This is a genomic window from Faecalibacterium tardum, assembly GCF_040096515.1.
Lineage (GTDB): Bacteria > Bacillota > Clostridia > Oscillospirales > Ruminococcaceae > Faecalibacterium > Faecalibacterium tardum.
In genome coordinates this window covers 25,537-50,190 of the sequence record NZ_JBBMEO010000002.1, presented here as the reverse complement: position 1 = coordinate 50,190, position 24,654 = coordinate 25,537, and the positions used below count along the sequence as shown (strand labels likewise).

The 24,654-nt window shown below is 59.6% G+C and carries 20 protein-coding genes; 5 read left to right on the top strand and 15 right to left on the bottom strand.

What is annotated here, in order from left to right; all coding sequences use genetic code 11:
* Positions 1–63: 63 nt before the first annotated feature.
* The 15 genes from WMO44_RS02475 to WMO44_RS02405 form a co-directional block, all read right to left on the bottom strand.
* Complete coding sequence (locus WMO44_RS02475) at positions 64–891, bottom strand: HAD hydrolase family protein (RefSeq protein ID WP_349151632.1); 828 nt, start codon at positions 889–891, stop codon at positions 64–66.
* Positions 888–1,820, bottom strand: a complete 933-nt coding sequence (locus WMO44_RS02470; RefSeq protein ID WP_349151631.1) for an RluA family pseudouridine synthase — start codon at positions 1,818–1,820, stop codon at positions 888–890. Before WMO44_RS02470 ends, WMO44_RS02475 begins: the two co-directional genes overlap by 4 nt.
* A gap of 3 nt (positions 1,821–1,823) precedes the next feature.
* On the bottom strand, positions 1,824–2,303 hold the full coding sequence (gene lspA / locus WMO44_RS02465; protein WP_349151630.1) for a signal peptidase II: 480 nt from the start codon (positions 2,301–2,303) through the stop codon (positions 1,824–1,826).
* A 91-nt stretch (positions 2,304–2,394) separates the two neighbouring features.
* The gene (ileS, locus tag WMO44_RS02460) at positions 2,395–5,190 is read right to left on the bottom strand and encodes an isoleucine--tRNA ligase (protein WP_349151629.1); all 2,796 of its coding nucleotides are present in this window, start codon (positions 5,188–5,190) and stop codon (positions 2,395–2,397) included.
* A gap of 36 nt (positions 5,191–5,226) precedes the next feature.
* The gene (locus WMO44_RS02455; RefSeq protein ID WP_349151628.1) at positions 5,227–6,072 is read right to left on the bottom strand and encodes a DivIVA domain-containing protein; all 846 of its coding nucleotides are present in this window, start codon (positions 6,070–6,072) and stop codon (positions 5,227–5,229) included.
* A gap of 15 nt (positions 6,073–6,087) precedes the next feature.
* A complete protein-coding gene (locus WMO44_RS02450; protein WP_349151627.1) occupies positions 6,088–6,906 on the bottom strand; it encodes a YlmH family RNA-binding protein in 819 nt (272 codons plus the stop codon).
* Positions 6,890–7,357: a cell division protein SepF gene (locus tag WMO44_RS02445; protein WP_055184243.1), complete on the bottom strand. Its 468-nt coding sequence runs from the start codon at positions 7,355–7,357 to the stop codon at positions 6,890–6,892. The genes WMO44_RS02450 and WMO44_RS02445 overlap by 17 nt, the downstream gene beginning before the upstream one ends.
* Positions 7,358–7,466: 109 nt before the next feature.
* On the bottom strand, positions 7,467–8,780 hold the full coding sequence (locus tag WMO44_RS02440; RefSeq protein ID WP_349151626.1) for a biotin/lipoyl attachment domain-containing protein: 1,314 nt from the start codon (positions 8,778–8,780) through the stop codon (positions 7,467–7,469).
* Positions 8,781–8,785: 5 nt separating this feature from the next.
* A complete protein-coding gene (miaA, locus tag WMO44_RS02435) occupies positions 8,786–9,736 on the bottom strand; it encodes a tRNA (adenosine(37)-N6)-dimethylallyltransferase MiaA (protein ID WP_349151625.1) in 951 nt (316 codons plus the stop codon).
* Complete coding sequence (gene mutL, locus WMO44_RS02430) at positions 9,720–11,855, bottom strand: DNA mismatch repair endonuclease MutL (RefSeq protein ID WP_349151624.1); 2,136 nt, start codon at positions 11,853–11,855, stop codon at positions 9,720–9,722. Before mutL ends, miaA begins: the two co-directional genes overlap by 17 nt.
* Positions 11,856–11,889: 34 nt before the next feature.
* Complete coding sequence (gene mutS / locus WMO44_RS02425) at positions 11,890–14,505, bottom strand: DNA mismatch repair protein MutS (RefSeq protein ID WP_349151623.1); 2,616 nt, start codon at positions 14,503–14,505, stop codon at positions 11,890–11,892.
* 112 nt (positions 14,506–14,617) lie between these two features.
* Positions 14,618–15,025: a YlbF/YmcA family competence regulator gene (locus WMO44_RS02420; protein ID WP_005925591.1), complete on the bottom strand. Its 408-nt coding sequence runs from the start codon at positions 15,023–15,025 to the stop codon at positions 14,618–14,620.
* 61 nt (positions 15,026–15,086) lie between these two features.
* Complete coding sequence (miaB, locus tag WMO44_RS02415) at positions 15,087–16,478, bottom strand: tRNA (N6-isopentenyl adenosine(37)-C2)-methylthiotransferase MiaB (protein WP_113991947.1); 1,392 nt, start codon at positions 16,476–16,478, stop codon at positions 15,087–15,089.
* Between the two features lie 118 nt (positions 16,479–16,596).
* Entirely contained in the window at positions 16,597–17,001 is a 405-nt protein-coding gene (locus tag WMO44_RS02410; RefSeq protein WP_349151622.1) for a Fur family transcriptional regulator, read from the bottom strand.
* A gap of 24 nt (positions 17,002–17,025) precedes the next feature.
* Positions 17,026–18,300 (bottom strand): replication-associated recombination protein A, encoded by a 1,275-nt coding sequence (locus WMO44_RS02405; protein WP_349151621.1) that lies wholly within the window; start codon positions 18,298–18,300, stop codon positions 17,026–17,028.
* Positions 18,301–18,472: 172 nt separating this feature from the next.
* On the opposite strand from WMO44_RS02405, the gene WMO44_RS02400 reads away from it, so the two are divergent.
* The 5 genes from WMO44_RS02400 (at position 18,473) to cas8c (ending at position 24,653) form a co-directional block, all read left to right on the top strand.
* Positions 18,473–19,162 carry an endonuclease III domain-containing protein gene (locus tag WMO44_RS02400; RefSeq protein WP_112089789.1) on the top strand — a complete coding sequence of 230 codons (690 nt, stop codon included), beginning with the start codon at positions 18,473–18,475 and terminating at the stop codon, positions 19,160–19,162.
* Positions 19,163–19,182: 20 nt separating this feature from the next.
* Complete coding sequence (locus tag WMO44_RS02395; RefSeq protein WP_097780404.1) at positions 19,183–19,509, top strand: GlsB/YeaQ/YmgE family stress response membrane protein; 327 nt, start codon at positions 19,183–19,185, stop codon at positions 19,507–19,509.
* Between the two features lie 184 nt (positions 19,510–19,693).
* Positions 19,694–21,856 (top strand): CRISPR-associated helicase Cas3', encoded by a 2,163-nt coding sequence (gene cas3, locus WMO44_RS02390; RefSeq protein WP_349151620.1) that lies wholly within the window; start codon positions 19,694–19,696, stop codon positions 21,854–21,856.
* A gap of 383 nt (positions 21,857–22,239) precedes the next feature.
* Positions 22,240–22,890, top strand: a complete 651-nt coding sequence (cas5c, locus tag WMO44_RS02385; RefSeq protein ID WP_055184232.1) for a type I-C CRISPR-associated protein Cas5c — start codon at positions 22,240–22,242, stop codon at positions 22,888–22,890.
* On the top strand, positions 22,887–24,653 hold the full coding sequence (gene cas8c / locus WMO44_RS02380) for a type I-C CRISPR-associated protein Cas8c/Csd1 (RefSeq protein ID WP_349151619.1): 1,767 nt from the start codon (positions 22,887–22,889) through the stop codon (positions 24,651–24,653). Before cas5c ends, cas8c begins: the two co-directional genes overlap by 4 nt.
* Position 24,654 lies beyond the last annotated feature (1 nt).

Genomic DNA, 24,654 nt, shown 5'->3' with positions numbered 1-24,654 from the left:
ACCTGATTTTTTGCCAAAAAGAAAGCCCTCTGCGGAAAATTCACAGAGGACTTTGCATAAGTTTTACACGGATTTTTCAGCAGCACGCACCATGCGGTACAAAACCTCCACGGCAGCGCCACCGGCGGCATCCGTCAGGGTGATCTGCCTGGCGGCAAGGCGCAGCTCTGCCGGGGCATCGGCGGCAACAGCGCTGTGCTCCACAGCCTGCACCAGCTCCAGCATGGGCTGACTGCCAGCCAGCACCAGAACCTGCTCTGCACCCACCTGCGCCATGGTGCAGACGGTGTCCAGCATTTCCCGGCCGGAGATGCGCTTAGGGGTAAGGACAAGGGTGTCCGGGGCGATACGTTCGCCCAGCAGGGCAACACGATCTCCAATGGCCTTTTCCGCCAGCGAGATCAGGGGCACAGACTTGCTGTCCTGATACAACAGCACCCGCAGCACCTGCTCGGGGTGGATATCAGCGGCGTTTGCCAGCAGATAGGGGGTCCACTCCTGCCGCAGATGGCGCTCCAGCGCATTGCTCATGCGCAGCACCCGGGTGGTGCCATCCTGCATCTGCACGGCGACACCCACGCCGGGGGTGTCCGGCAGGCAGTTGAAAAGCTCCTGCTGCTGGGCAAAGCTGCACAGGGGCACCCGGTTGCCATCGGCATAGTGGTAAGCCATGGTGCCGCCGCACACCAGCGCAGGCGCTGCCAGACGCACGCTGCCCAAAATGGAGCGCACGGCACGCGGAGAGCGCTGCGAAAAAACAGTCAGTCTGCCGCCGCGGTTGCTGAACAGCTGCAAAACGTCCCGCACCACCTGGGTCAGGTTTCCATCCTCGCCCAGCAGCAGGTTATCCAGATCACAGAGCACCAGAGTGGATGCCAGAGAATCGTTCATGTGTTTTTCCTCCTGAGAGTTGCGAGAAAATGGGTGAAGTAGTCCGGCAGCTCAGAATCGAACCGCAGCTGCTCCCCGGTGATGGGGTGGATAAAGCCCAGCGTTTTGGCGTGCAGGCACTGACCGTGCAGGCTGGTGATGCAGTTGTGAGGGCCGTACACCGGATCCCCCGCCACCGGATGGTGGATGGAGGCCATGTGTACGCGGATCTGATGGGTGCGGCCGGTCTTTAGGCGACATTCCAGCAGGGTGAACTCGCCCAGCCGCTCCAGCACCTTATAGCCGGTGTAGGCGTACTTGGTGTGGGGCTCGGTGGCCGGGTAGACCGCCATTTTTTTGCGGTCGGTCTTGCTGCGGCCAAGGTTTGCTTCCACAAAGCCCTCGTCCTGCGTAAAGCCGCCGTAGACCACCGTCTGGTAGGCGCGCTCTACGCTGTGCACCGCCATCTGCTGGGAAAGCCCGATGTGGGTGGCGTCGTCCTTTGCCACCACCAGCAGGCCGCTGGTGTCCTTATCAATGCGGTGGACGATGCCGGGGCGGATCTCGCCGCCAATACCGGAAAGACTGCCCTTGCAGTGCCACAGCAGGGCATTGACCAGCGTGCCGTCCGGGTTGCCGGGCGCGGGGTGCACCACCATGCCCTTGGGCTTGTTGACCACCAGCAGATGGGAGTCCTCGTAGACGATGTCCAGCGGGATATCCTGCGGCACGGCCTCAATGGGCTTTGCGTCCGGGATCTCCAGCAGCACGGTGTCCCCTGCCTTGAGCTTCAGGCTTTTGGCAACGGTTTTGCCGTTGCACTGCACATGCCCCTCGGCCACCAGCGCCTGCAGCGCCGAGCGGGACAGGCCGGTGTCCTCGCCGCTGAGAAAGCGGTCGATGCGCTGGCCGGCAGTCTCCTGCTCTACGATAAATTCACGCTGTTCCATTGTTTACTGCTCCTTGGCGACATCATCGGCGTGGAGCTCATCCAAAAAGATCACCAGCACCCACAGTGCCACGCCCACGCAAACACAGATATCCGCAAAATTGAACACGGCAAACCGCATGAACAGCAGGTTGATGTAGTCCACTACCTCGCCGTTGAGCACACGGTCGATCAGGTTGCCGATACCGCCGCCCAGCACCAACACCAGCGCTGCCTGCTGCAAGCGCTTGCCGCGGCTGCGGAAAAACAGGCCGTAGGCGACCGCCAGCAACGCCGCGCTTGTGGCGATGATCAGGAACAGCTGCTTGCCGCTGAGCAGGCTGAAGGCCATGCCCTGATTGAGCACGAACCGCAGCTCCACCACATGGGGGATGAGCGGCATAGCACCTACCGGCTGCAAAGCCTGCACTGCCCACAGTTTGATCAGCTGGTCGATGCCGACCAGTGCCGCCACAGCCGCCAGATTGAAGAGTACAAATGCCATTAGCTACCTCGTTTCTGCTATAAAAAACGGCGCTCCCCGGTCAAGGGAGCGCCGCCCTTTTACAAAACAGATTTGTATTTATGCGGGACGCTTATGCTTCCACAACGCTGGCGCAGCGTGCGCACAGGGTGGGGTGTGCGGGGTGGCTGCCGATGGAAGCAGAGTACTTCCAGCAGCGCTCGCACTTGTCGCCGGTGGCGTGTGCAGCTGCAACGCCCAAGCCCTCGACAGCGCTGGCAGCGCCGCCCTCACCCTTGACCAGCTCCACATGGGAGACGATCATCAGGTCGGCCAGCTCGTCCATGGGGATGCTGTTCAGCAGGTCATAGACGGCATCGTTGCAGTACAGGGTGACGGAGGCTTCCAGAGAAGCACCGATCAGCTTTTCGGCACGGGCCTGCTCCAGCACCTTCTTGACCTCGTCGCGCACGGCGATGAGCTGTGCCCACTTTGCCTTGAAGGCATCATCGGCGGCGTACTGGCCAGCCTTGGGCATCTGCTCGAACACCACATACTTGTTCATGCCCTCGGTCTTGGGCATGAAGTCCCAGATCTCCTGACTGGTGAAGCACAGGATGGGGGCAATGATCTTATCCAGAGCGACAAGGATCTTGTACATGGTGGTCTGGGCGGCCTTGCGGGCTGCGCCGTTGGTGCAGTACAGACGATCCTTGGTGACATCCAGATAGAAGTTGGACATGGCCACCACGCAGAAGTTGTACACGGCGTGGTAGACCTTGTTGAAGTCATACACAGCGTAGCCTGCGTTGGTGTTGGCGATCAGGTCATCCAGCGCAGCCAGTGCCCAGCGGTCGATATCCTGCAGCTGGTCGTCTGCCACGCAATCGGTGTTGGGGTCAAAGCCGTCCAGATTGCCCAGAATGAAGCGGGCGGTGTTGCGGATCTTGCGGTAAGCCTCGCTGAGCTGCTTGAAGATGTTCTTACCGGCACGCACGTCCACGGTGTAGTCAGAGGAAGCCACCCACAGACGGATGATATCTGCGCCGTAGTCCTTGATGATCTCGCTGGGCTCCACGCCGTTGCCGGCGCTCTTGTGCATCTGCTTGCCCTGCTCGTCCACAACCCAGCCGTGGCACAGCACGGACTTATAGGGTGCGCAGCCCTTGCTTGCAACGCTGGTCAGCAGGCTGGACTGGAACCAGCCGCGGAACTGGTCGCCGCCTTCCATATACATATCGGCGGGGAAACGCAGCTCGGGACGCTCGTCCAGCACGGCAGCGTGGGTGGAGCCGGAGTCGAACCAGACGTCCATGATGTCGGTGTCCTTCTCCCACTCGGAAGCGCCGCACTTTTCGCACACTTCGCCTGCGGGGATGATCTGCTCGGCATCGTACTTATACCATGCGTCAGAGCCTTCCTTGCGGAACAGGGCGCTGACAGCCTTGATGGTAGCATCGGTGATGTGGTAGGTGCCGCACTTCTTGCAGTAGAAGGCGGGGATGGGCACGCCCCAAGTGCGCTGACGGCTGATGCACCAGTCGTTGCGGTCGCGCACCATGCCAGTCATGCGGTCATGGCCCCAATCCGGCATCCAAGTGACGGTATCAATGGCCTTGTACACGTCCTCGCGGAACTTGGCAATGGAGCAGAACCACTGCTCGGTAGCACGGAAGATGATGGGGTTGTGGCAGCGCCAGCAGTGGGGGTACTGGTGCTTGATGTGCACCTGACCCATCACAGCGCCGGAAGCAGTCAGGTCGGCCAGAATGGTCTTGTTGGCTGCCCACACGCGCTGCCCAGCGTACTTACCGGCCAGTTCGGTCAGGTAACCGCCGTCGTCCACGGGCACGGTGATGGGCACCTGCGGATACTTCTGGCAGACGTTGAAGTCGTCCACGCCGTGGCCGCCTGCGGTGTGCACGCAGCCAGAACCGCTTTCCAGCGTGACGTGGTCGCCCAGAATGACCCAGCCCTCCTTGGGCAGGTAGACGTGGTTGTAGCGCATCAGCTCGAACTCAGCGCCGGAAACGGGCTCGCCCACGATCTCGTAGTTCTCGATGTGGCAGGCGTCCATGACGCTCTTGACCAGCTCGGTCGCCATGATGTGGTACTCCTCGCCGATCTTGACGAAGGAGTACTCGAACTGACCGTTCAGGCAGATGGCCTCGTTGGCGGGCAGGGTCCAGGTGGTGGTGGTCCAGATGACGAAGTAGGTCTTATCCATGGGGATGCCGTACTTTGCCAGCACACCGTTGGGGTCCTGCGAAACGTGGAAGCGCACAAAGATGGAATCGCAGTCGTCCTCGCCGTACTCGATCTCGGCTTCTGCCAGCGCGGTGCGGCAGTCCGGGCACCAGTACACGGGCTTGAGGCCCTTGTAGATGTAGCCCTTCTTGGCCATCTCGCCGAAGATCTCGATCTGACGTGCCTCAAACTCCGGCTTCAGGGTCAGGTAGGGGTGCTCGAAATCACCGATGACGCCCAGACGCTTGAACTGGTCGCTCATGATGTCAATATGCTCGGTGGCAAACTTTTCACAGATCTGGCGCAGCTCCAGCTTGGAGATGTCCTTCTTCTTGTCACCCACCGAGGACAGAGCCTTCAGCTCAATGGGCAGGCCATGGGTATCAAAACCGGGCACATAGGGAGCCTGATAGCCCTCCATGTTCTTTTCGCGGATGATGATATCCTTGATGATCTTGTTCAGGGCGGTGCCCATGTGGATGTTGCCGTTTGCATACGGAGGGCCGTCGTGCAGAATGAACTGGGGCTTGCCCTCGTTGTGCTTCATGAGCTGGTTGTACAGGTCGTTGTCGTCCCAGTCCTTGAGCATGACCGGTTCCTTTTTAGGCAGACCGGCGCGCATCTCAAACAGGGTCTTGGGCAGATTCAACGTGCTGTCGTACTGCGATTTGTTCTTAGCCAATGGTTTACACTCTCCTCTATTTTTGCGTTGGGTGCCTTACTCGCTGAACTTTACGCCCTGAAAAGCGTCGTAGTCCGGCTCGTCCGGCTTCATATCAGCAGGAGGCGGGTCCAGCTTGAGCTGGCTTTCGTCCTTTGCCCAGAAATCCTCGCTGCTGTCAGCCGCCTTGTCGTCATCGGCAGGGGCGGCAGATTCGGTGGTTTCGGTCGGCTCGGCAGGCTGCTGTGCCGGGGCTGCTGCGGCATCGGCTGCGGGGGCAGTCTCGGGCTGTGCGGCGGGCTGCTCTTCGGCAGCTTCCTGCGCAGGCTCTGCGTCCTGTGCGGGGGCGTCCTTTTCAGCATCCTTGGTTTCCTTCTGGAACTCCGGCAGACGGCTCAAAGACTCCACGTGGCTGCGGTACAAATTGAGCACATCCGCCTTGAAGCGGGTGACCTCCAGACGGACGCGGTCGTACTCCCGCTCCTCAGCCAGACGCTTCTCGTTGGCCTCGTTCTCGATCTCGTCTGCGCGGTCGCTTGCCTTTTGCAGCAGCTCGTTGGCGTCGCGGATGATATCATCGCCCCGCAGGTTTGCACGGTGGATGATCTCCTCGGCCTTCTGGTTTGCTTCGCGGATCACGTTTTCGCCCATGCGCTGGGCGTTGATCAGTGCGCTCTTGAGCATATCGCCGTCAGCCTCAAAGCTTTGCAGCTCGCCCTTGAGCTTCTGGTTCTCTGCGGTCAGATCAGCGATCTGCTTGCGCAGCTGCTCTGCCTGCGCATCGTTCTGCTGCAGCTGCTCCTCGACCTTGTCCAGAAAACGATCCACGTCCTCTGTACGGTAGCCGCGGAGGGTTTTTTCAAATTGTACAGAGCGGACATCCTGCGGAGTCAGCATAGTCATTTCCTCCCATAGCTTTTAATATTGAAAGAACTCAATGATCGAACGATCTTTTTTACTTTTCCCGGGCAATGCAGTCAGCCGGAAGCGACCCTTGCCGCGCACAGTGAACACATCCTGCTCGTATACGGTGGCATGGGGCTTTTCTACCGGCAGATGGTTGATCTCTACCCTGCCCGCCTCGATCAGCTCCGCAGCGGTACCGCGGCTGATGTGCAGCATAGCAGAAAGCACCGCGTCCAGCCGCAGGGAGGACACAGTAGCGGTGAGCAGCTGCCGCTCCGGTGCCGGGAAAGCCGGGATCTCGTCCGGTTCCAGCAGGCGGGTGGACACCTCGGTGCGTCCCGCCTGACACAGCTCCCGGCAGATGAGCTTTGCCGCCGGTTCCAGCGCGAACACATAGGCTGTGCCCGGCGCATCGGCAGGCAGCAGGATATCCCCCAGCGCCTCGCGCTTGAGGGCAAGCCCCATCAGGCTGCCCAGATAGTCCTTGTGCGCCGGAAGCGCCGCACCGGGCAGTGCCCGGCATTGCAGCTGTACGCAGCGCACCGGACACTCGCCGTAGCTGTACTCTGGCTCCAGACAGAGCACCCGGCGCTCAGCCTCGGGCCAGCCGCCGTCAAAACGCCAGCCGTCCCGCACACCGGCACGTCCCAGTGCCGCCCGGGCAAGATCCTGCTCGCGGTCGCTGAGGAACGCAGAGTACCGGACTATGCCGCGGGAAAAAGCCGCGTCGGCAAGATCCTCGATATGCCGCATAAGGTAGCGTTCCTCATCATTGCGGGCGGGCACAAAGCCGCGCACCGCACCGGCTGCCGGATCAATAGAATGCGCCATTGTTCTCCAGCTCGTCCAGCAGATCGCCCATGATATCCACGTTGTACGGGGTAATGATAAAGGTGCTGTTGGCTACGCGCTTGATCTGGCCGTTGTTGGCATAGGCCACGCCGGACAAAAAGTCTACCAGACGGCGGGAGACCTCCTTGTTGGTGGACTCCAGATTCAGCACCACGGTACGCTTGTTGTTCAGATGGTCGGCAATGGTACTGGCATCCTCGAACCGCTCGGGCTTAACCAGAACCACCTTGAGCTGGGTGGTAGCATGGATGTTGACCACCTTGTTCTTTTTGCTGGTGCCCTCGGCAGGCTCTTCGGTCTCTTCATCCATCCCGATGCCAACGCCGCTGTTGTTGTTGTTCACCATCTGGGGGCCGTCATCGATGTACTGATCCTCGTACTCGTCCCCTTCGCCCATCAGACCCTTTTTAATGCTATCCAGCAAAGACATAATTATCTGCTCCTTTCATTCGGGCAGCGCCCGGCTGCCTGGCGTTCTTTGCAAAAAGAATGCAAATAGCTTTTACTATTATCTGATTTTTTTCAGCAGATGTCAATAACTACAAAAGTTTTCCGTCATATAAATTTTGTCCCGAGACGATTATTTCGTCATAAAGCCTTACCTGACTGACGGAACCGTCCGTTCCCTTGGGCAAAACAAGGATGTAATCCCCTTCCGTGACCAGCGGATGGTCGGCATCCACGGGGTCGATCTTGCAGAAGCGGGCGATGTTGCCGTACTTGACATACACGCCGGGGATGTAGTTTTCGCCCTGCGTTTCGGCCTCGGTGCCGTCCTCTTTCAGGTAGTGCACTGCTGCGGCAGGCACCCGCAGACCGGTGCTCTCGCTGGTGCTGATACGGGCGCGGGCGTGGTTGAGGCACAGCACATCGCCGTTGATGGAGTTGCAGCGCAGCACAAAGCGGGCAATATCCTTTTCTGCGTCAATGGTCACCTCGGTGACGGTGGCGCGCAGAGCGGCATCGCTCTGGCCGGGAAAGCTGATCTCCACTGCCGTGCGCAGGGGCTTACCGTCCGAGCCCAGCAGCTTTTCGGCCTGCCTTGCGGAGCACACCCCGGCGTACTGCCAGCTGAACCCGGCTACCAGCTTGCCTACACAGCCGTCCAGCGGCATCTCGGGGTCGGAGTCCAGATAAGCCTTGAGCTGCTCCGGGCTCTGTGCCAGAATGTCCGCAGCACCGGCATTCAGCCGTCCGCTGCTGGCGGCCCGGACAAAGTAGCCGGTGGTGGGGGCGGTGATCTGAGTGGGGTTGCCCAGCTGGCCCTGCACGGTCTGTGCCTGCTGGGCAAGCAGCGCGATCTGATCCGCAAAGCCGGCGGTATCGCCGGTGGTGATCCACAGCTTGTTCTGCGCCAGCAGGTAAGCATCGGCGCTGCTGTCCACATCGCTGTAGCGGTCGGTGTCCAGCGCATCCAGCAGATCGTACAGTGCGCCGGAGCGCTCTTTGAGCAAGCCGTCCAGCTGGGTGGCTGCGGTGTTCTGGGAGCGCTGCAACAGGTCGATCTGGCTGGTGAGCTGGGTCAGCTGCTGGCGCAACACTGCCTGATTGGCATCGGTGTACAGCTCTGCAACGGCAGTGCCTGCCGACACCCGCTCGCCGTCCAAGACAAGGTAGCCCAGATTGCCACTGCCGGAAATGCAGGTTTCGTCAAACAGCAGCACGCCGTCCGCTTCAATGGTATCGGAGATGGTGATAGGCAGCGCCGTTTCGTAGACGTTCTGGGGGAAAAGGATGTGCGCCGCCTGCCAGCAGACATACGCTGCCGCCGCCAGCAAAAAGGTGGCCAGCACGACCGCCAGCGTGGTAAGCGCAGAGAGCTTGTGGCGCGGTTCCTGAGGAGTTTCCGGCATAAGGATCATCCTTTCGATAAAAAGTCTTGGGTCAGACGCAGGGCAGTCTGCCGCACGTCTGCCGCTCCGGCGTCCAGCCATGTGACCCCGTCCATGTGGCGGAACCATGTCAGCTGGCGCTTGGCGTAGTTGCGGGAGGCCTGTTTGAGTTTTTCAGTACAGGCATCCAGCGCGGCGGTCTGTTCAAAATACGGGAAAAATTCTTTATAGCCGATGGCCTGTGCGGCGGTGCGAAAGGCTTCGCGGTTGCGCCAGACGTATTCCGCTTCAGCTAAAAGCCCGGCCTCCAGCATTTTATCCACTCGCAGGTCGATGCGGCGGTACAGCGCTGCACGCTCCGGGAAGTCCAGTCCCAGCACAAGGCTGCGGTAGGGGCGCTCCGGCGGCAGCGAATCGGCCTTTTGTTCGCTGAGACGCTTGCCGGTGGCGCGGTAGTGCTCCAGCGCCCGCAGCACCCGTACCTTATTATTGGGGTGGATGGCAGCGGCAGCCTCGGGGTCCACGGCTTGCAGTTTTGCGTACATGGCCTCCGGGCCGATGGCTTCCAGCTCTGCGGTCAGCTGCTCGCGCAGGCCGTCCGGGGCTTTTTCGGCGGTAAAACGCACGCCGTACAAAAGGCTCTGCACATATAGGCCGGTACCGCCTACCAGCAGCGGCAGATGCCCCCGGCCGGTGATATCCTGAATATACTCCCCTGCCAGCGCGGTAAAATCTGCCACGCTGAAGGTCTTTTCCGGGGTGAGGATATCCACGCCGTGGTGCGGAATGCCGCAGGTCTCCTGCGGGGTGACCTTGGCGGTGCCCACATCCAGACCTTTGTAGATCTGCATGGAGTCGGCGCTGATGACCTCGCCGGAAAACTGCTGCGCCAGCGCAACGCCCAGCGCGGTCTTGCCGGTGGCGGTGGGGCCTACCACAGCCACCACGGCAGGTTTTGCATTATACGATGCGTCCAAACTGCTTTTCCAACTCCTTTCGGGTAAGCTTGAGCACGCAGGGACGGCCATGGGGGCAGAAGGGCGGCACCTCGCCGGAGAGGATCTTCTCGGCCAGTGCCATCAGCTCCTGCGGAGAGGACTTGTCCCCTGCCTTGATGGCGGCGCGGCAGGAGATGGAGTGCAGCACCCACTCGGTGTGCTCGTTCAGCGCGTCCCGGCTGCCCTTGAGCAGGCGGTCGGCGATCTCCACCAATAGATCCTCGGCGTTTTGTGGCTCTACGTCCGCAGGCACGGCGCGCAGCAGCACGGTGCTGCCGCCAAAGTCCGCCACGTCCAGCCCGGCGTTTTCCAGCAGGGGCTGATTTTCCAGCAGCGCCTGCTTTTCCTCTGCGGAAAGGTCGATGGCGGCGGGCTGCAGCAGCAGCTGGCTGGGCACATTGCCGTAGTTGGCGGCAAGCTTTTCGTACAGCTGACGCTCGTGGGCAGCGTGCTTATCGATCAGACACAGCTCGTCTCCCCGCTCGGCAAGAATATAGGTACGGAATACTTCGCCCACATAGCGCAGCGGTTCTTCCCCCTGCGGCACATCAAAGCCCAGCTGTTCCGGCTGCGCGGACTCCTCCGGCTGATAGGGCGCCGTTGCGGCTTCGATCTCCGGGGCGGCGGGCATGGTGTTCCATGCCGCCATGTGATCCAGCGGCGGGTCGGCTGCGGTGTCCGTCTCCGGGTGCACATCCAGCTGTGCCTCAGCAGCGGCTGCCCGGAAGGGCTGCGGTGCGGGCTGGACTTCGGTTGCATCCAATTTTTCCGGGCTGTGGAGGGTGACCACCGGATCCAGAATGTCCTCAGCGGGGGCAGACTGCCGCCACGAGGGCACGGCAGCCGCCGCGCGGGCAGGCTGTGCGGGCTGTACCGGCGGGTTATCTGCCGTAAAAGCAGGGGTTTTCACCGGTGCATCGGCGGAGCGCTGCGGCGCGGATGCCTGCCAATGCTGCGCAGGCAGTGTGCCGGGGGCCGCTTGACCCGGAATGACGGCGGAAAGCCCTGTAAAGCTATTATTCTTTACAGTATTTTCGCTCTGAATATCGTTTTCTTTTTCAGTTTTCTCTTTTTCGTCTGCTTCAAAGGTGAAGCGGCGTTCCCCGGTGCCGGGCTGTGCCAGCGCCAGCTTGACCGCATGGTAAACAACGTCGAACACGTCATTTTCCCGGGCAAAGCGAGCCTCGATCTTTGCAGGGTGGACATTGACATCCACAAGGTCAGTGGGCATTTCCAGCAGCAAGATGCCGCCCGGGAACTTGCCCTGCATGGTCGTGCCTTTAAAGGCCATTTCCATGCCCGCCATGATGGTACGGTTGCGCACATAGCGGCCATTGATGTAGAAATGCTGCATACTGCGGCTGGCGCGGCAGCTCTTGGGCGGAGTGATCAGACCCGTGACCCGGTACAGTCCTTCCTCAGAGCGCACCTCGATGAGGTCGCGACTGAACTCCCGCCCCAGCACCGCGTAGGCGGCGCTGCGCAGCTGGCCATCGCCGGGGGTGACGTATTGCAGCTTGCCCTCCCGGATGAACTTGACACTGACCTCCGGGTGGCTGAGCGCCACATGACCCACGTTATCTGCCACAAAGGTGCCCTCGCTGGAGTCCTTTTTGAGGAACTTCATGCGGGCGGGGGTGTTGTAGAACAAATCCTGTACCCGGATGGTGGTGCCCACAGCACGGGCTGCAGGCTCCCTGCCCTGCTCCTCGCCGCCGGCGATGCGGTAGCAGGTGGCAAACTCGTCCACCTCGGTGCGGGTGAGCAGCTCTACCCGCGCCACGCTGGCAATAGAGGCCAGTGCCTCGCCGCGGAAGCCCAGTGTATGGATGCTGTTCAGGTCATCCGGCTTTTCAATTTTGCTGGTGGCGTGGCGGATGAAGGCTGTCGGGATATACTCGGCATCAATGCCGGTGCCGTTATCGCTGATCTCGATCAGCTTTACGCCGCCGGACTCGATGCTTACGGTGACCTGCGTTGCACCGGCATCGATGGAGTTTTCCAAAAGCTCCTTGACCACCGATGCGGGGCGCTCCACCACCTCACCGGCGGCGATCAGCTCCGCGGTATGCTTATCCAGAACATGGATGACTGCCATGGTCTTTTCCCTCCCCTGTGGTTAATTTTTGCGGTCAGCCGTTCAGGCTGCCCTTGAGGGTCTTTTTCAGCTCGTACAAAAAGTTCAGTGCTTCAATGGGAGTAAGCGTTTCCACATCCACAGCTTCCAGCTTTTCCATCATTTCGCTGGGCACTGCCGGGGAATTGTACTCCTGCAAGGCGTCAAAGTCCATCTGCTCCACCTTGTTTTTGGGCGCAGAGGCTTCCAGCGTACGCAGTACCTCGTGGGCACGGCGGGTCACGCTGCCGGGCAGACCGGCCAGCTTTGCCACCTCGATGCCGTAGCTGTCGTCGGCGGGGCCGCGCACGATGCGCCGTAGAAAGGTGATGTCCTCACCGCGTTTTTTGACCGCGATGTTGTAATTTTTTACGCCCTCTACGGTGCCTTCCAGCTCGGTCAGCTCGTGGTAGTGGGTGGCGAACAGGGTCTTGCAGCCCAGCCCCTTGGCGGGGTCGGCGATATGCTCCACCACGGCGCGGGCGATGCTCATGCCGTCAAAGGTGGAGGTGCCACGACCGATCTCGTCCAGCACCACAAGGCTTTTGGCGGTGGCGTTTTTCAGAATTTCGGCTACCTCGGTCATCTCCACCATAAAGGTGGACTGGCCTGCAGCAAGGTCATCCGATGCGCCGATGCGGGTGAAGATGGCGTCCACCACGCCCACATGGCAGCTGGCAGCCGGCACAAAGGAGCCGATCTGTGCCATCAGCGCAATGAGGGCATTCTGACGCATATAGGTGGATTTACCCGCCATGTTGGGGCCGGTGATGATGAGGCAGCGGTCGGTGGTGCAGTTGAGGGTGGTATCGTTTGGCACAAACATACTGCCCTTGAGCACCTGCTCCACAACGGGGTGACGTCCCTCGGTGATGGTCAGCACATCGCTGTCGTCCACCACGGGGCGGCAGTAGTTGTTTTCCGCAGCGACCTGCGCCAGCGCAGCCAGTACATCCAGCTGGGCAATGGCATTGGCGGTGCGCTGGATATGATCCAGTTGTGCACCGATGCTTTCCAGCAGTTCGTCAAACAGGCGGCGTTCCAGCGAGATGAGCCGCTCGTGTGCGCCAAGGATCTTGCTTTCCAGCTCCTTCAGCTCCTGTGTGATGTAACGCTCGCCGGAGGTAAGGGTCTGCTTGCGGATGTAGGTCTCCGGCACAAGGTTCTTGTAGGAGTTGCTCACCTCGATGAAGTAGCCAAACACATGGTTATAGCCGATTTTCAGCTTTGGAATGCCGGTCTCCTGCCGCAAGCGGGCTTCCAGCTGCGCCAGCACGCCCTTGGTGTTATCGCGGATGGAGCGCAGCTCGTCCACCTCAGCATGGTAACCCTTGGCGATAACACCGCCATCCTTGAGGGTGGAGGGCGCGTCCGGGTCTACTGCGGCATAAATGCGCGCCTTGATGTCCTCCAGCGGGTCGATGCAGGCAGCAAGCTCGGAGAGTTCCGGGCAGTTGCAGCCCTCAGCCTGCTTGCGCAGACCGGGCAGACGGTCGCAGGTCTGGGCAAGGGTGTAGATTTCCTTAGGTGTGGCAGAGCCGTACACCGTGCGGGTCATCAGGCGCTCCAGATCCGCGATGTAGTGCAGTTCTTCGGTCAGGTCGCCGCGCACCATGGTCTGACGCACCAGCGCCTCCACTGCGTTCAGGCGGTGGTTGATAAGCTGGCTGGAAATGAGCGGCTGCTCAATCCAGCTGCGCAGCATACGTTTGCCCATGGCGGTGCTGGTCTTATCCAGCACCCACAGCAGGGTGCCGCGCTTTTCGCGGCCGCGCAGGGTCTCGGTCAATTCAAGGTTTGCCCGGGTGACCGGCGAAAGCCGCATGAACTGAGCTTCGTTGTAAGTAATGACGGTCTTTAACCGCTCCACACCCTTGATCTGAGTATCGTGCAGGTATTCCAGCAGCGCGGCCATGGAAAAGCGCACAAGGCCCTCGGCGGCTATGCCGGTGGTCTGCGGCCAGTCGCGGCCAAACTGCTCCTCCAGCGCAGACGCCACCAGCCCCGGCGCATAGCGCTCGTCCTCGACCAGCTCCACCGAGCAGCTCATGTTCTTTTTGATGTAGGCGGTCACCTCGCGGCAGTCCAGCAGGCCGGGGTTCAGCAGCACCTCGCTGGGATGGTAGCGGCACAGCTCGGTAATGACCGCCGGGGCGATCTTATCCGCCGTCAGCTCGGTGATATGCGCCGTACCGGTGGAAACATCTGCAAAGCACAGGCCGGCCTTTTTACCCTTGAGGTACAGGCTGGCAATGTAGTTGTTGCGGTCGTCCTGCAGCATGCTGCTCTCGATGACCGTACCGGGGGTGACCACCCGGATGATGTCCCGCTTAACAAGGCCTTTCGCCTTGGCGGGGTCCTCCACCTGCTCGCAGATGGCCACCTTATACCCCTTGGCGATCAGACGCGCCACATAGCCCTCGTAGCTGTGGAAGGGCACGCCGCACATGGGGGCGCGCTCCGCAAGGCCGCACTGCTTGCCGGTAAGGGTAAGATCCAGCTCCCGGGACGCCGTGACGGCATCGTCGAAGAACATTTCGTAAAAATCGCCGATGCGGTAAAAAAGAATTTCGTCCTTATGTTGGTTTTTGATCTCAAGATACTGCTGCATCATGGGCGAAAGCTCTGCCATGGTTTTTCCTCTTTCCCTTGTATGGTTCCGTCAGCCGGTTTGTGGGCTGTAACCGCCGGTGCAAACAAAACGCGGTCTGTGTTGCACAGCCGCGTTCCGATGAAAACTCTGCTTAGTGGCAGCCGCCGCAGGTGGAGCAGCTGCCGGTGCAGGAGGCAGAAGGCTCCTGCACGGTCATGGGGTCGCCGCCGTTCATGGCGGTGTTGATGATGGCGTCGATATAGTTGACCAGATTCTCGCACTCGCGCTTGGCCTCGTTGTATGCCACCATGCCCTCGTTGCCCATGATCTGGCCGTAGAGGCTGTTCACCTTCTCGTTCAGCTCAGCGATGCGGGCGTCGTCGCGCTCGTTCTTGCCGATCTCGTTGTTCAGATCCATGCGGGCCAGATTGAACTCGCCGATCAGGTTCTGCAGCTCCTCATCTTTGTCGTTTGCCTTGCGGGCCTGATCCAGAATGACGTAGCGGGGGTCGGTCTGCAGTGCCATAGCGGCACGCTTGAAAAGATCAATGCAATCCATGATTGGGTTCTCCTTGTTGTTTTTTATTCTTTCTGGGGCAGTTTGCCCCGGAATCACGTTTTTATGCTTCCACTTCACCCAGCAGCACGGTGGCGCGGGCGCCGGTAAGATGTACAGTCGCGTAGCTGCCCAGCAGTGCCGGGTCGGCGGCAAACTCCACGGTCAGATTGTTATCGAGCCGGCCGGAAAGGGTACCCTCATTGCGGCCGAAGCCCTCCACCAGCACCCGGACGGTCTGCCCTACCTGCGCCTTGACCAGTGCCATGGCGATCTCGTCCTGCGTTGCCAGCAGGCGGGTCATGCGGTCGGTCTTTTCCTTGCGGGGGGTGGGGTCCGGCATTTCGGCAGCCTTAGTGCCGGTGCGCTTGGAGTAGATAAAGGTGAACAGCTGCATATAACCCACTTTGCGTACCAGTTCCAGCGTTTTTACAAAGTCCTCCTCGGTCTCGCCGGGGAAGCCCACGATGATATCGCTGGAGAAGGTGATGCCGGGCACGGTCTTGCGGGCGTAGTCGATGAGCTCCAGATACTGTTCCACCGTGTAGTGGCGGTTCATCTGCTGCAAAAGCCGGTCGGAACCACACTGCACCGGCAGATGCAGGTGCTTGCACAGCTTCGGCTGGGCGGCAATGGTATCAATGAGCTTATGGCTGGCGTCCTTGGGGTGGCTGGTCATAAAGCGGATGTGGTAATCGCCAGGCACGGTGCACAGCAGGTTGAGCAGGTCGGAGAAATCAATCTGCTCCTCCAGCCCCTTACCGTAGCTGTTCACGTTCTGACCCAGCAGGGTGATCTCCTTATAGCCCGCCTCCACAAGGCTGCGGAACTCGGCAAGGATATCGCCGGGTTTGCGGCTCTTCTCGCGGCCGCGGACGTAGGGCACGATGCAGTAGGTGCAGAAGTTATCGCAGCCGTACATGATGGGCAACCATGCGCGGAACTCGCTCTCGCGCCGGATGGGGATGTTCTCCACGATGACCGGACGCTGTGCGGGGTCCAGCAGCACCCGCTTATGCTTTTGCAGCTTCTGGGCAATCAGCTGCGGCAGGGTGTCGATGCCGTCCACGCCGAACACCAGATCCACATAGGGGTAGCTCTTGCGCAGCTTTTCCACAACATGCTTCTGGTTGGCCATGCAGCCGCACAGGCCGATGATGAGGCCGGGCTTTTTTTCCTTAAGGCCCTTCAGCGCGCCCACATTGCCGAACACCCGCTGCTCGGCGTGCTCACGCACAGCGCAGGTGTTGAACAAAATCAGGTCGGCATCCTCCGGCTTATCGCACAGGCCGTAGCCGATATCTACCAGCACGCCCTTAATGCGCTCGCCGTCGTTGACGTTCTGCTGACAGCCGTAGCTGTGCACAAAGGCCAGCGGCGGGGTGTCGTAGGTCTGCCGCACCAGCTCGGCGGCAACGGTATTATGTTCAAAGTTAATGTATTCCAAGCAAACCATCCTTCTCCGCCGGGCAGGGTAGCCCCGTGCGGCGAAACTCTATTTTCTGCCATTCTATAAAAGACACTCTTTAGTATACCCTGTTTGGCCGCTGCGGGCAAGAGGAAACACGCAAATTTTATGCCTGTTTAGCCACTGCGGCCTCTGCATCCTGCCTGCGGCAGCACTCTTCGCACACGCCCAGCAGCACCACGGCGCAGTCCTGCACCCTGCCCTTCTGGTTTTTGACCAGCTCCATCACCTGTTTTCCGTCTACCTCTGCATCGGTGACGCCGCCGCAGACGGTGCAGTACAGGTGGCTGTGCCACGGCAGGGTGTGGTCAAAGCGGTCCGCCTTGCCGGGAATGGACACCCGGCGCACCCGCCCGGCCTCCACCAGACTGTTCAGGTTGCGGTATACGGTGCCAAGGCTCAGATTCGGGCACTCCTGCGCGGCTTTATCGTAGATTTCCTCCGCAGTCGGGTGGTCGCACAGCTGCTGCACCGTCTGCATGACAAGCTCCCGCTGTTTTGAATAACGCATATCCATCCTCCTTTTTCACACGGTTCAGACGTTTTCTTCCCCTTTGATCTTTGCCCAGTACGCCCGGGCGGCCTGTTCGGTCTTGTTGTCGCCAAAGGTGTAGTACTTGGTATCCTTCAGCACATCCGGCAGATACTGCTGCTGTACCCAGTGGTTGGCGTAGCTGTGGGCATATTTGTAGTTCTGCCCCTTTACCAGTGCATCCTCACCGTCAAAGTGCTTGTTTTGCAGCTGACGCGGGATGGGTCCGGTGCGCCCGGCCTGCACATCCGCAATGGCTGCGTTGATGGCATCGTGGGCGCTGTTGGATTTAGGGCTGGTGGCCACCAGAATGACTGCGTCCGCAAGCGGCAGACGCGCCTCCGGCAGACCCACCATGTTGGCGGCATCCACCGCCGCCTTGACGATGGGGATGATCTGCGGATAGGCAAGCCCCACATCCTCGCAGGCACACACCATCAGGCGGCGGCAGGCAGAGGGCAGGTCGCCCGCTTCCAGTAGGCGTGCCAGATAGTGCAGCGCCGCGTCCGGGTCGGAGCCGCGCATGGACTTCTGATAGGCAGACACGATGTCGTAGTGGTCGTCGCCCTCCCGGTCGTAGCGCATGGCGGTGCGGCGGGTGACCTGCCGGATCATATCTAAGGTAATGCGTTTTTCTCCGTTTTCCACCGGCGCAGCCGTGACCGCAAAGTCCAGACAGCCCAGTGCCTTGCGCAGATCGCCCCCGGCGCTTTCGGCCAGATAGGCGCAGGCGTCCTCGTCCATGCACACCGGCACCTGCTCCCCTTCGGAAAGGCGCTGCACGGCGTTGCGCACCCCGCGCTCAACGTCCGATGCGGCAAGGGGCTTGAACTCAAACACCGTGCAGCGGGAAAGCAGCGCGTTATAGATGTAGAAATAGGGGTTCTCGGTGGTGGAGGCGATCAGGGTGACGCTGCCGTCCTCGATACATTCCAAAAGGCTCTGCTGCTGCTTTTTGTTCAGGTACTGGATCTCGTCCAGATACAGCAGAATGCCGCCCGCCGCTGCCAGCGTGCCGATATCCTTGAGCACCGCCTTGATATCTCCAGTGCCGCAGGAGGTGCCGTTGAGCTTGTGCAGGGTCATGCCGCTGTTCTCGGCAATGATGCGTGCCACCGTGGTCTTTCCGGTGCCGGAGGGGCCGTAAAAGATCATGTTGGGGATGCGTCCGCTCTCGATGGTGCGGCGGAACACCCGCCCCGGAGCCAGCAGATGCTGCTGCCCGCACACATCTGCCAGCGTTTTGGGACGCAGGCGCTGCGCAAGTGGTTCATTCATGGTGGTTTCTCCTTTCCTGCCCGCAAGGCACTTTTTATATAGTATAGCGCATTTAGAAAAGGAGGACAAGGGCTTTTCTGAAAATCATTCTCAGATAATGCCCTGCAAACATTTACAAATCCTGTCAAACATGGTATGATTCAGGTATTCCCTTTTAAAGGAGGTTTGTCCCATGCCGGTACGAAAAAAAGCCCCGGAGGATCTTACTGCAAAAAAAGCGCTGGCGCTGGAGGTCATCCGGCGTCTCAAGGCCGAATACCCGGATGCTGGTTGCACCTTGGACTACGACCACGCATGGCAGCTGCTGGTCAGCGTGCGGCTGGCCGCCCAGTGCACGGATGCCCGGGTGAACATTGTGGTGGAGGAGTTGTTTGCAAAATACCCAAGCGTAGCGGCACTGGCTGCCGCCGAGCCGGAGGACATTGAAGCCATTGTCAAACCCTGCGGACTGGGACACTCCAAGGCGCGGGATATCTCGGCTTGTATGCGGATGCTGCGGGACAAGTACGACTGCCGGGTACCCGACACCTTTGACGAATTGCTTGCCCTGCCCGGCGTAGGGCGTAAGAGCGCAAACCTCATCATGGGGGATGTATTCGGCAAGCCCGCCATCGTTACCGACACCCACTGCATCCGGCTGTGCAATAAGATCGGCCTTGTGGACGGCATCAAGGAGCCGCAAAAGGTGGAGATGGCGCTATGGAAGATTATCCCGCCGGAGGAAGGCAGCGACCTTTGCCACCGCTTTGTGATGCACGGCCGTGCGGTGTGCAACGCCCGCAAGCCGGAATGCGAAAAATGCTGTTTGAAGGACATCTGCCGCACTGCCCGCGAAGCCGCCGGACAGCAGGCAGAGCCATAATTTTTAAGGAGGTATAAACTATGATCACTTTAACGATTTTGCTCATTGTTGCCCTGCTGTGCGTACTGGTGGGCTGCCTGACCGGCCTGCTGACGCTGGTAGGTGTGCTGGCTTCCCTTTTTGTGGGCGTGCTGGTGGGCGCATTGGCCGGATATCTGGCCGGGCGCTTTATGGGCACGGAAACTTCCCTTGGCCGTAACATTCTGATGGGTGTGCTGGGCAGCTTTGTGGGCGAGTTTTTGTTCGGCCTGCTGGGCATCCACGCTTCCGGCAGCTTTTCTTCCTTTGCCATCTCGGTAATCGGTGCCTGCATCTGCATCTGGATTGGCCAGAAGATCTCTGAGTAAGTTTTTTGTAACAGTATGCCGCCGCGTTCTGCCGCCGGAGTTTCCGAGCAGGGTGCGGCGGCTTTTTTATGGGCGTTCTGCCGGATAAACGCCGCCCGGGCTGTGCAGGCCGCCGAACTTTCTGCCAATTCTTGACAGGCATTCCCTGTCGTTGTATCGTTGACCCAGAAACGGAGGCTTCAACATGGAAAAAGCACTTGCACATATTTCCGAGGACGGCACCCGCACCCAGACCGTCTACGAACATCTTTCCGGCACAGCGCGCCTTGCCGGAGCTTTTGCCGCACCCTTTGGTGCAAAAGAAGAGGCCGAATACGCCGCGTGGCTGCATGATATCGGCAAATACAGCACCGCCTTTCAGCAGCGGCTGGCGGGCGGTGCTACAACCGACCACTCGACCGCCGGTGCACAGGAAGCCATGAAGGGCTGTGCGCCCCACGTTCAGGCCGCCTTTGCCGTAGCCGGGCACCACACCGGTCTGCCGGATGGCGGCAATAAAAGGGCAGCCGATTCTGCCGACGGCACCCTGTTCGGGCGGCTGAAAAAACCGGTGGAGCCTTACGATGGCTGGCGCGAGGTCACCCTGCCCCAGAGCGCCCCGCCGGACTGGGCAAACCGCGACCCACTGGATTTTGCATTCTTTACCCGGATGCTCTACTCCTGTCTTGTGGATGCGGATTTTATCGACACCGAAACTTTTATGAACGGGCAGGCCGCGCCCCGGGGCAACAGCACCGCGCTTTCTTCTCTTCTGGAAAAGGTGCGTACCAAGGCGGCTGGCTATCTTGCGGCACAGAGCACCTTGCCGGTAAGCAGCCAGCGCAATGCCGTGCTGCGGGCTTGCATGGAAAAAGGTGCCCACGGCGCACCGGGGCTGTATACCCTCACCGTGCCCACCGGCGGCGGCAAGACCTTTGCCTCCCTTGCCTTTGCGCTGGAACAGGCCGCTGCGCAGGGCATGAAGCGGGTGATCTATGTGATTCCGTATATGTCCATCATCGACCAAACTGCCGCTGTTTTTGCAGACCTTCTGGGCGCAGAAAACGTTCTGGCGGATTACTCCTGCGCAGACTATAAAAGCCTCGAACAGGAAAAGCTGACCCCGGCGCAGTACCGCCAGCTGCTGGCCAGCGAAAACTGGGATGCACCTGTTGTGGTAACCACTGCGGTGCAGTTTTTTGAATCGCTGTACGCCAACCGCAGCAGCCGCTGCCGTAAGCTGCACAACATTGCGAACAGTGTGGTCATCTTTGACGAAGCGCAGACCCTGCCCACCAGTTATCTGCTGCCCTGCGTCAGTGCTATTGCACAGCTTGTGCGGCATTACCACGCCACCGCCGTGTTATGCACCGCCACCCAGCCCGCATTAGAGCCCTATTTCCGGCAGTTTGCGCCGGAACTGCCCTTGCAGGAAATCGTGCCGGACACTGCCACCTTATACACCACCCTGCGCCGCACCACCCTTTGCGATGCCGGAGAGCTTACACTGGAAGCGCTGACTTCGCAGCTCTGCGCACTGCCGCAGGTGCTGTGCGTAGTGAACCGGCGCAAAACGGCGCAGGAAGTGTACGCCGCCTTGCCTGCCGAGGGCAGTTACTGCCTGACCACGCTATTGTGTGCCGCAGACCGCCGCCGCCAGCTGGCAGAGATTCGGCAGCGGTTACGGGAAAGCCTGCCCTGCCGGGTGGTTTCCACCTCGCTGATCGAAGCAGGTGTGGACGTGGATTTCCCCGCCGCATACCGGGAGCAGTGCGGGCTGGACTCCCTTTTGCAGACTGCCGGACGCTGCAACCGGGAGGGACACCGCAGCGTGGAAGAGAGCCTAGTATACCGTTTTACGCTGGAAGGCTGCGGCGTACCGCAGATGCTGCGCCAGAACGTACACGCCATGCAGTACGCAGCAGGCTGCGCCGCAGCGCTGGACAGCCCGGAGGCGGTCAGAGCTTATTTTAAGGAGCTGTATTTTGCGCGGGGTGAGGCCGCACTGGACACAAGCAGCATTCTGGACGCCCTGCGCAAAGGGATCTCGGGCTGCATTTTCCCATTTGCACAGGTGGCTGAACAGTTCCATCTGATCGAAGCCCCCACCCGCACCGTTTACCTGCCTGTTGGCGAAGGAAAAGGCCTTTGCGACCAGTTGCGCAGCGGGACTGTGAGCCGCACACTTTACCGCAAGCTGGGCGCTTACAGCGTAGCCTGTTATGCCCAGCAGTTTCAGGCACTGGAATCTGCCGGAGCGTTGGAACCACTGCCCAACGGCAGCGCTATCCTGACTGACCGCACCCTGTACGACCCTAAGACCGGGCTTTCCATGGACGTGGAGACCGGAAAAGGTCTGTTTTTCTGACCAAAAGCTAAAAATAAGGCAAAGATAATCCTTAGAAGTCCTTTTTATTGTATTTTATTTGTTGTAATATAGTATTTGATAAATGAAGAAACGGCAAAGCATCTGTCGCTCTGCCGTTTCCCCGTCATACATCCATGACCCACTAATTATTTCTATCCACATCCCAGTGCGCTCACCGGATGACAGGAACAGTATACGAAAAAAAATATTAAATTGCAAGTTTCCTCTTGTATTATGTTTCGAATTGTGTTATCCTCTTCTCAGAAGATGCGTTTATACATTCATTACACAATAATTGAAGATTTTTAAAACGAGGTGATCTTAGTGGGCAGGTTTTCTCTTTGTCTGAAGATTCAAATAAACAATGAAAGGAGGTGGTGTTCATGTCCATGCTGATCGAGGTCTGGGGCGACTACGCCTGTTTTTCAAGACCCGAGATGAAAACCGAGCGTGTATCCTATGACATCATGACGCCCTCGGCGGCACGCGGGCTGGTGGAGGCCATTTACTGGCACCCGGGCATGAAGTACCATATCGACCGCATCTACCTGCTCAAGCCGGTGCAGTTTGCCAGCATCCGGCGCAATGAGGTCAAGGCTACCCTGCTGTCCTCGGCGGTGCTCAGTGCAGCCAAGGGCGGCGAGGTGCCCATGCTGTGCACGGCAGAGAACATCCAGCAGCGTGCCGCACTGGTGCTGCAGGATGTGCACTACGTGATCGAATGCCATTTTACCATGACCGAAAAAGCCGCACCCGGCGATAACCCGGGCAAATTTCAGGATATCTTGCGGCGGCGGCTTGCCAAGGGGCAGTGCTATCACCAGCCCTGCTTTGGCTGCCGGGAGTTTCCGGCAAACTTCCGGGAATGGCACGGCAGGGCCGAGGACATCCCCGCACTGCCGCTCACGCAGGATCTGGGCTTTATGCTGTACGATCTGGACTACTCCGACCCGGAAAATATTCGCTCCCAGTTCTTCCGGGCAAAGCTGGAAAACGGCGTGTTGGACTGCCGGGATGTGGAGGTGTTTACATGATCTTACAGGCACTTACTGCCTATTACGAGCAGCTTGTCCGGCAGGGCAAGCTTTCTGCCCCCGGCTGGGATGACAGCTTTAAGGTGAGCTATGAGCTGCGGTTGAATGAGGCCGGGCAGCTGCTTAGGGTCGTTCCCCTTCTCACCGAAAAGACCGTGGGCAAAAAGACAGTCCTTGCCCCGCGTGCAATGCGCGTACCGGCGCATGAAAAGCGTTCCTCCGGCATTGCCGCCAACTTTTTGTGCGACAACTCTACCTATTTGCTGGGCGCAGACGAAAAAGGCAAGCCGGAGCGCGCTGCGGATTGCTTCAAGGCCTGTGCCAAATTGCATCACACCATTCTGGACGGCGTAGACAGCCCCGCAGCCCGGGCGCTCCTTGCTTATTTTGACAGCTGGGATCCGGCGCAGGCTGCCGCGCATCCCCTATTGGCTGAGCAGTGGAAGGAGATCACCGGCAACGCCAACCTGATCTTTGGCTACGAAGCTGCCGACCACAGTCACAGCTTTGTCAACGACGACCCTGCCATTCAGAACGCTTGGCAGACGCACTACAACGACCGCTCTGCTGATTCGGACATGGGGCAATGCCTGATTACCGGAAAATATGCCCCTATCGAGCGCACACATCCCAATATCAGCGGTGTACCCGGGGCGCAAAGCTCCGGCGCAGCACTGGTATCCTTCAACGCACCGGCCTTCTGCTCCTACGGTCACGAGCAGGGCGATAATGCCCCTGTCAGCAAGTACGCCGCCTTTGCCTATACCACTGCACTGAACCGCCTGCTTGCTGATCGCAACCACTGCAAACATGTTGGCGATACCACCATTTTGTGCTGGGCAGAAAACGCAGAGCCGGTCTATCAGGACGCCATGAGCATGTTCCTGTTTGGGGCAGATGAAGCAGCCGGCATTCAGGAAAGCGATGTACAGGCCGCGCTCAAACGGCTGTCTGCCGGGCAGACAGTGCCTTTTCTGGAAAAAGAGCTTTCGCCCGACCAGCACTTTTATCTATTGGGTCTGGCACCCAATGCAGCGCGTCTTTCGGTGCGGTTCTTTTTGCGGGACACCTTCGGCAGCTTTGCGCAAAACCTGCAAAAGCACGCCGAGGAAATGGAGATCGACTGCTCGGAAAAAGAAAAATTCCGCACCCTGCCCATCTGGGCTGTGGTGAATGAGACCACCCGCACCGTGCCCGGGCAGCCCGCAAAGCCGTCCCCGCAGCTGGCAGGCGACCTGCTGCGCGCCGTGCTGACCGGCGGGCGTTACCCCGCCACCCTATTGAACGGTGTGACCCTGCGTATCCGTGCCGAGCAGAATGTGACCCGCGGCCGGACTGCCGTGATCAAAGCGTATTACCTGCGTAATTACCCTACCGAACTGAACAAGGAGGTCTATACTGTGAGCCTGAATGAAACCACCAATGTCCCCTATCTTCTGGGACGGCTGTTCTCTGTGCTGGAGGCTGTGCAAAAAGCTGCCAACCCCGGCATCAACACTACCATCAAGGACCGGTATTTCAACGCCGCCTGCGCCACGCCGGGTATGTCCTTCCCCACCCTGCTGCGGCTGAGCCAGAAGCATCTGCGCAAGCTGAATGACGGTCTTGCCACCCACTACGATAAGCAGATCACCGAACTGATGGCACAGCTGCCGGAGAGCGGTTTCCCTGCCCGGCTCAGTCTGCCGGATCAGGGTAAATTCACCATCGGCTACTATCACCAGACCCAGAAACGTTACGTCAAAAAGAACGAGGAGGAATAAA

What these genes read in the sequence shown, in the direction of transcription:
- WMO44_RS02475 (WP_349151632.1), bottom strand. Translation starts at nt 891, where the DNA reads ATGAACGATTCTCTGGCATCCACTCTGGTGCTCTGTGATCTGGATAAC.
- WMO44_RS02470 (WP_349151631.1), bottom strand. Translation starts at nt 1,820, where the DNA reads ATGGAACAGCGTGAATTTATCGTAGAGCAGGAGACTGCCGGCCAGCGC.
- lspA (WP_349151630.1), bottom strand. Translation starts at nt 2,303, where the DNA reads ATGGCATTTGTACTCTTCAATCTGGCGGCTGTGGCGGCACTGGTCGGC.
- WMO44_RS02455 (WP_349151628.1), bottom strand. Translation starts at nt 6,072, where the DNA reads ATGACTATGCTGACTCCGCAGGATGTCCGCTCTGTACAATTTGAAAAA.
- WMO44_RS02450 (WP_349151627.1), bottom strand. Translation starts at nt 6,906, where the DNA reads ATGGCGCATTCTATTGATCCGGCAGCCGGTGCGGTGCGCGGCTTTGTG.
- WMO44_RS02445 (WP_055184243.1), bottom strand. Translation starts at nt 7,357, where the DNA reads ATGTCTTTGCTGGATAGCATTAAAAAGGGTCTGATGGGCGAAGGGGAC.
- WMO44_RS02440 (WP_349151626.1), bottom strand. Translation starts at nt 8,780, where the DNA reads ATGCCGGAAACTCCTCAGGAACCGCGCCACAAGCTCTCTGCGCTTACC.
- mutL (WP_349151624.1), bottom strand. Translation starts at nt 11,855, where the DNA reads ATGGCAGTCATCCATGTTCTGGATAAGCATACCGCGGAGCTGATCGCC.
- mutS (WP_349151623.1), bottom strand. Translation starts at nt 14,505, where the DNA reads ATGGCAGAGCTTTCGCCCATGATGCAGCAGTATCTTGAGATCAAAAAC.
- WMO44_RS02420 (WP_005925591.1), bottom strand. Translation starts at nt 15,025, where the DNA reads ATGGATTGCATTGATCTTTTCAAGCGTGCCGCTATGGCACTGCAGACC.
- miaB (WP_113991947.1), bottom strand. Translation starts at nt 16,478, where the DNA reads ATGGTTTGCTTGGAATACATTAACTTTGAACATAATACCGTTGCCGCC.
- WMO44_RS02410 (WP_349151622.1), bottom strand. Translation starts at nt 17,001, where the DNA reads ATGCGTTATTCAAAACAGCGGGAGCTTGTCATGCAGACGGTGCAGCAG.
- WMO44_RS02405 (WP_349151621.1), bottom strand. Translation starts at nt 18,300, where the DNA reads ATGAATGAACCACTTGCGCAGCGCCTGCGTCCCAAAACGCTGGCAGAT.
- WMO44_RS02400 (WP_112089789.1), top strand. Translation starts at nt 18,473, where the DNA reads ATGCCGGTACGAAAAAAAGCCCCGGAGGATCTTACTGCAAAAAAAGCG.
- WMO44_RS02395 (WP_097780404.1), top strand. Translation starts at nt 19,183, where the DNA reads ATGATCACTTTAACGATTTTGCTCATTGTTGCCCTGCTGTGCGTACTG.
- cas3 (WP_349151620.1), top strand. Translation starts at nt 19,694, where the DNA reads ATGGAAAAAGCACTTGCACATATTTCCGAGGACGGCACCCGCACCCAG.
- cas5c (WP_055184232.1), top strand. Translation starts at nt 22,240, where the DNA reads ATGTCCATGCTGATCGAGGTCTGGGGCGACTACGCCTGTTTTTCAAGA.
- cas8c (WP_349151619.1), top strand. Translation starts at nt 22,887, where the DNA reads ATGATCTTACAGGCACTTACTGCCTATTACGAGCAGCTTGTCCGGCAG.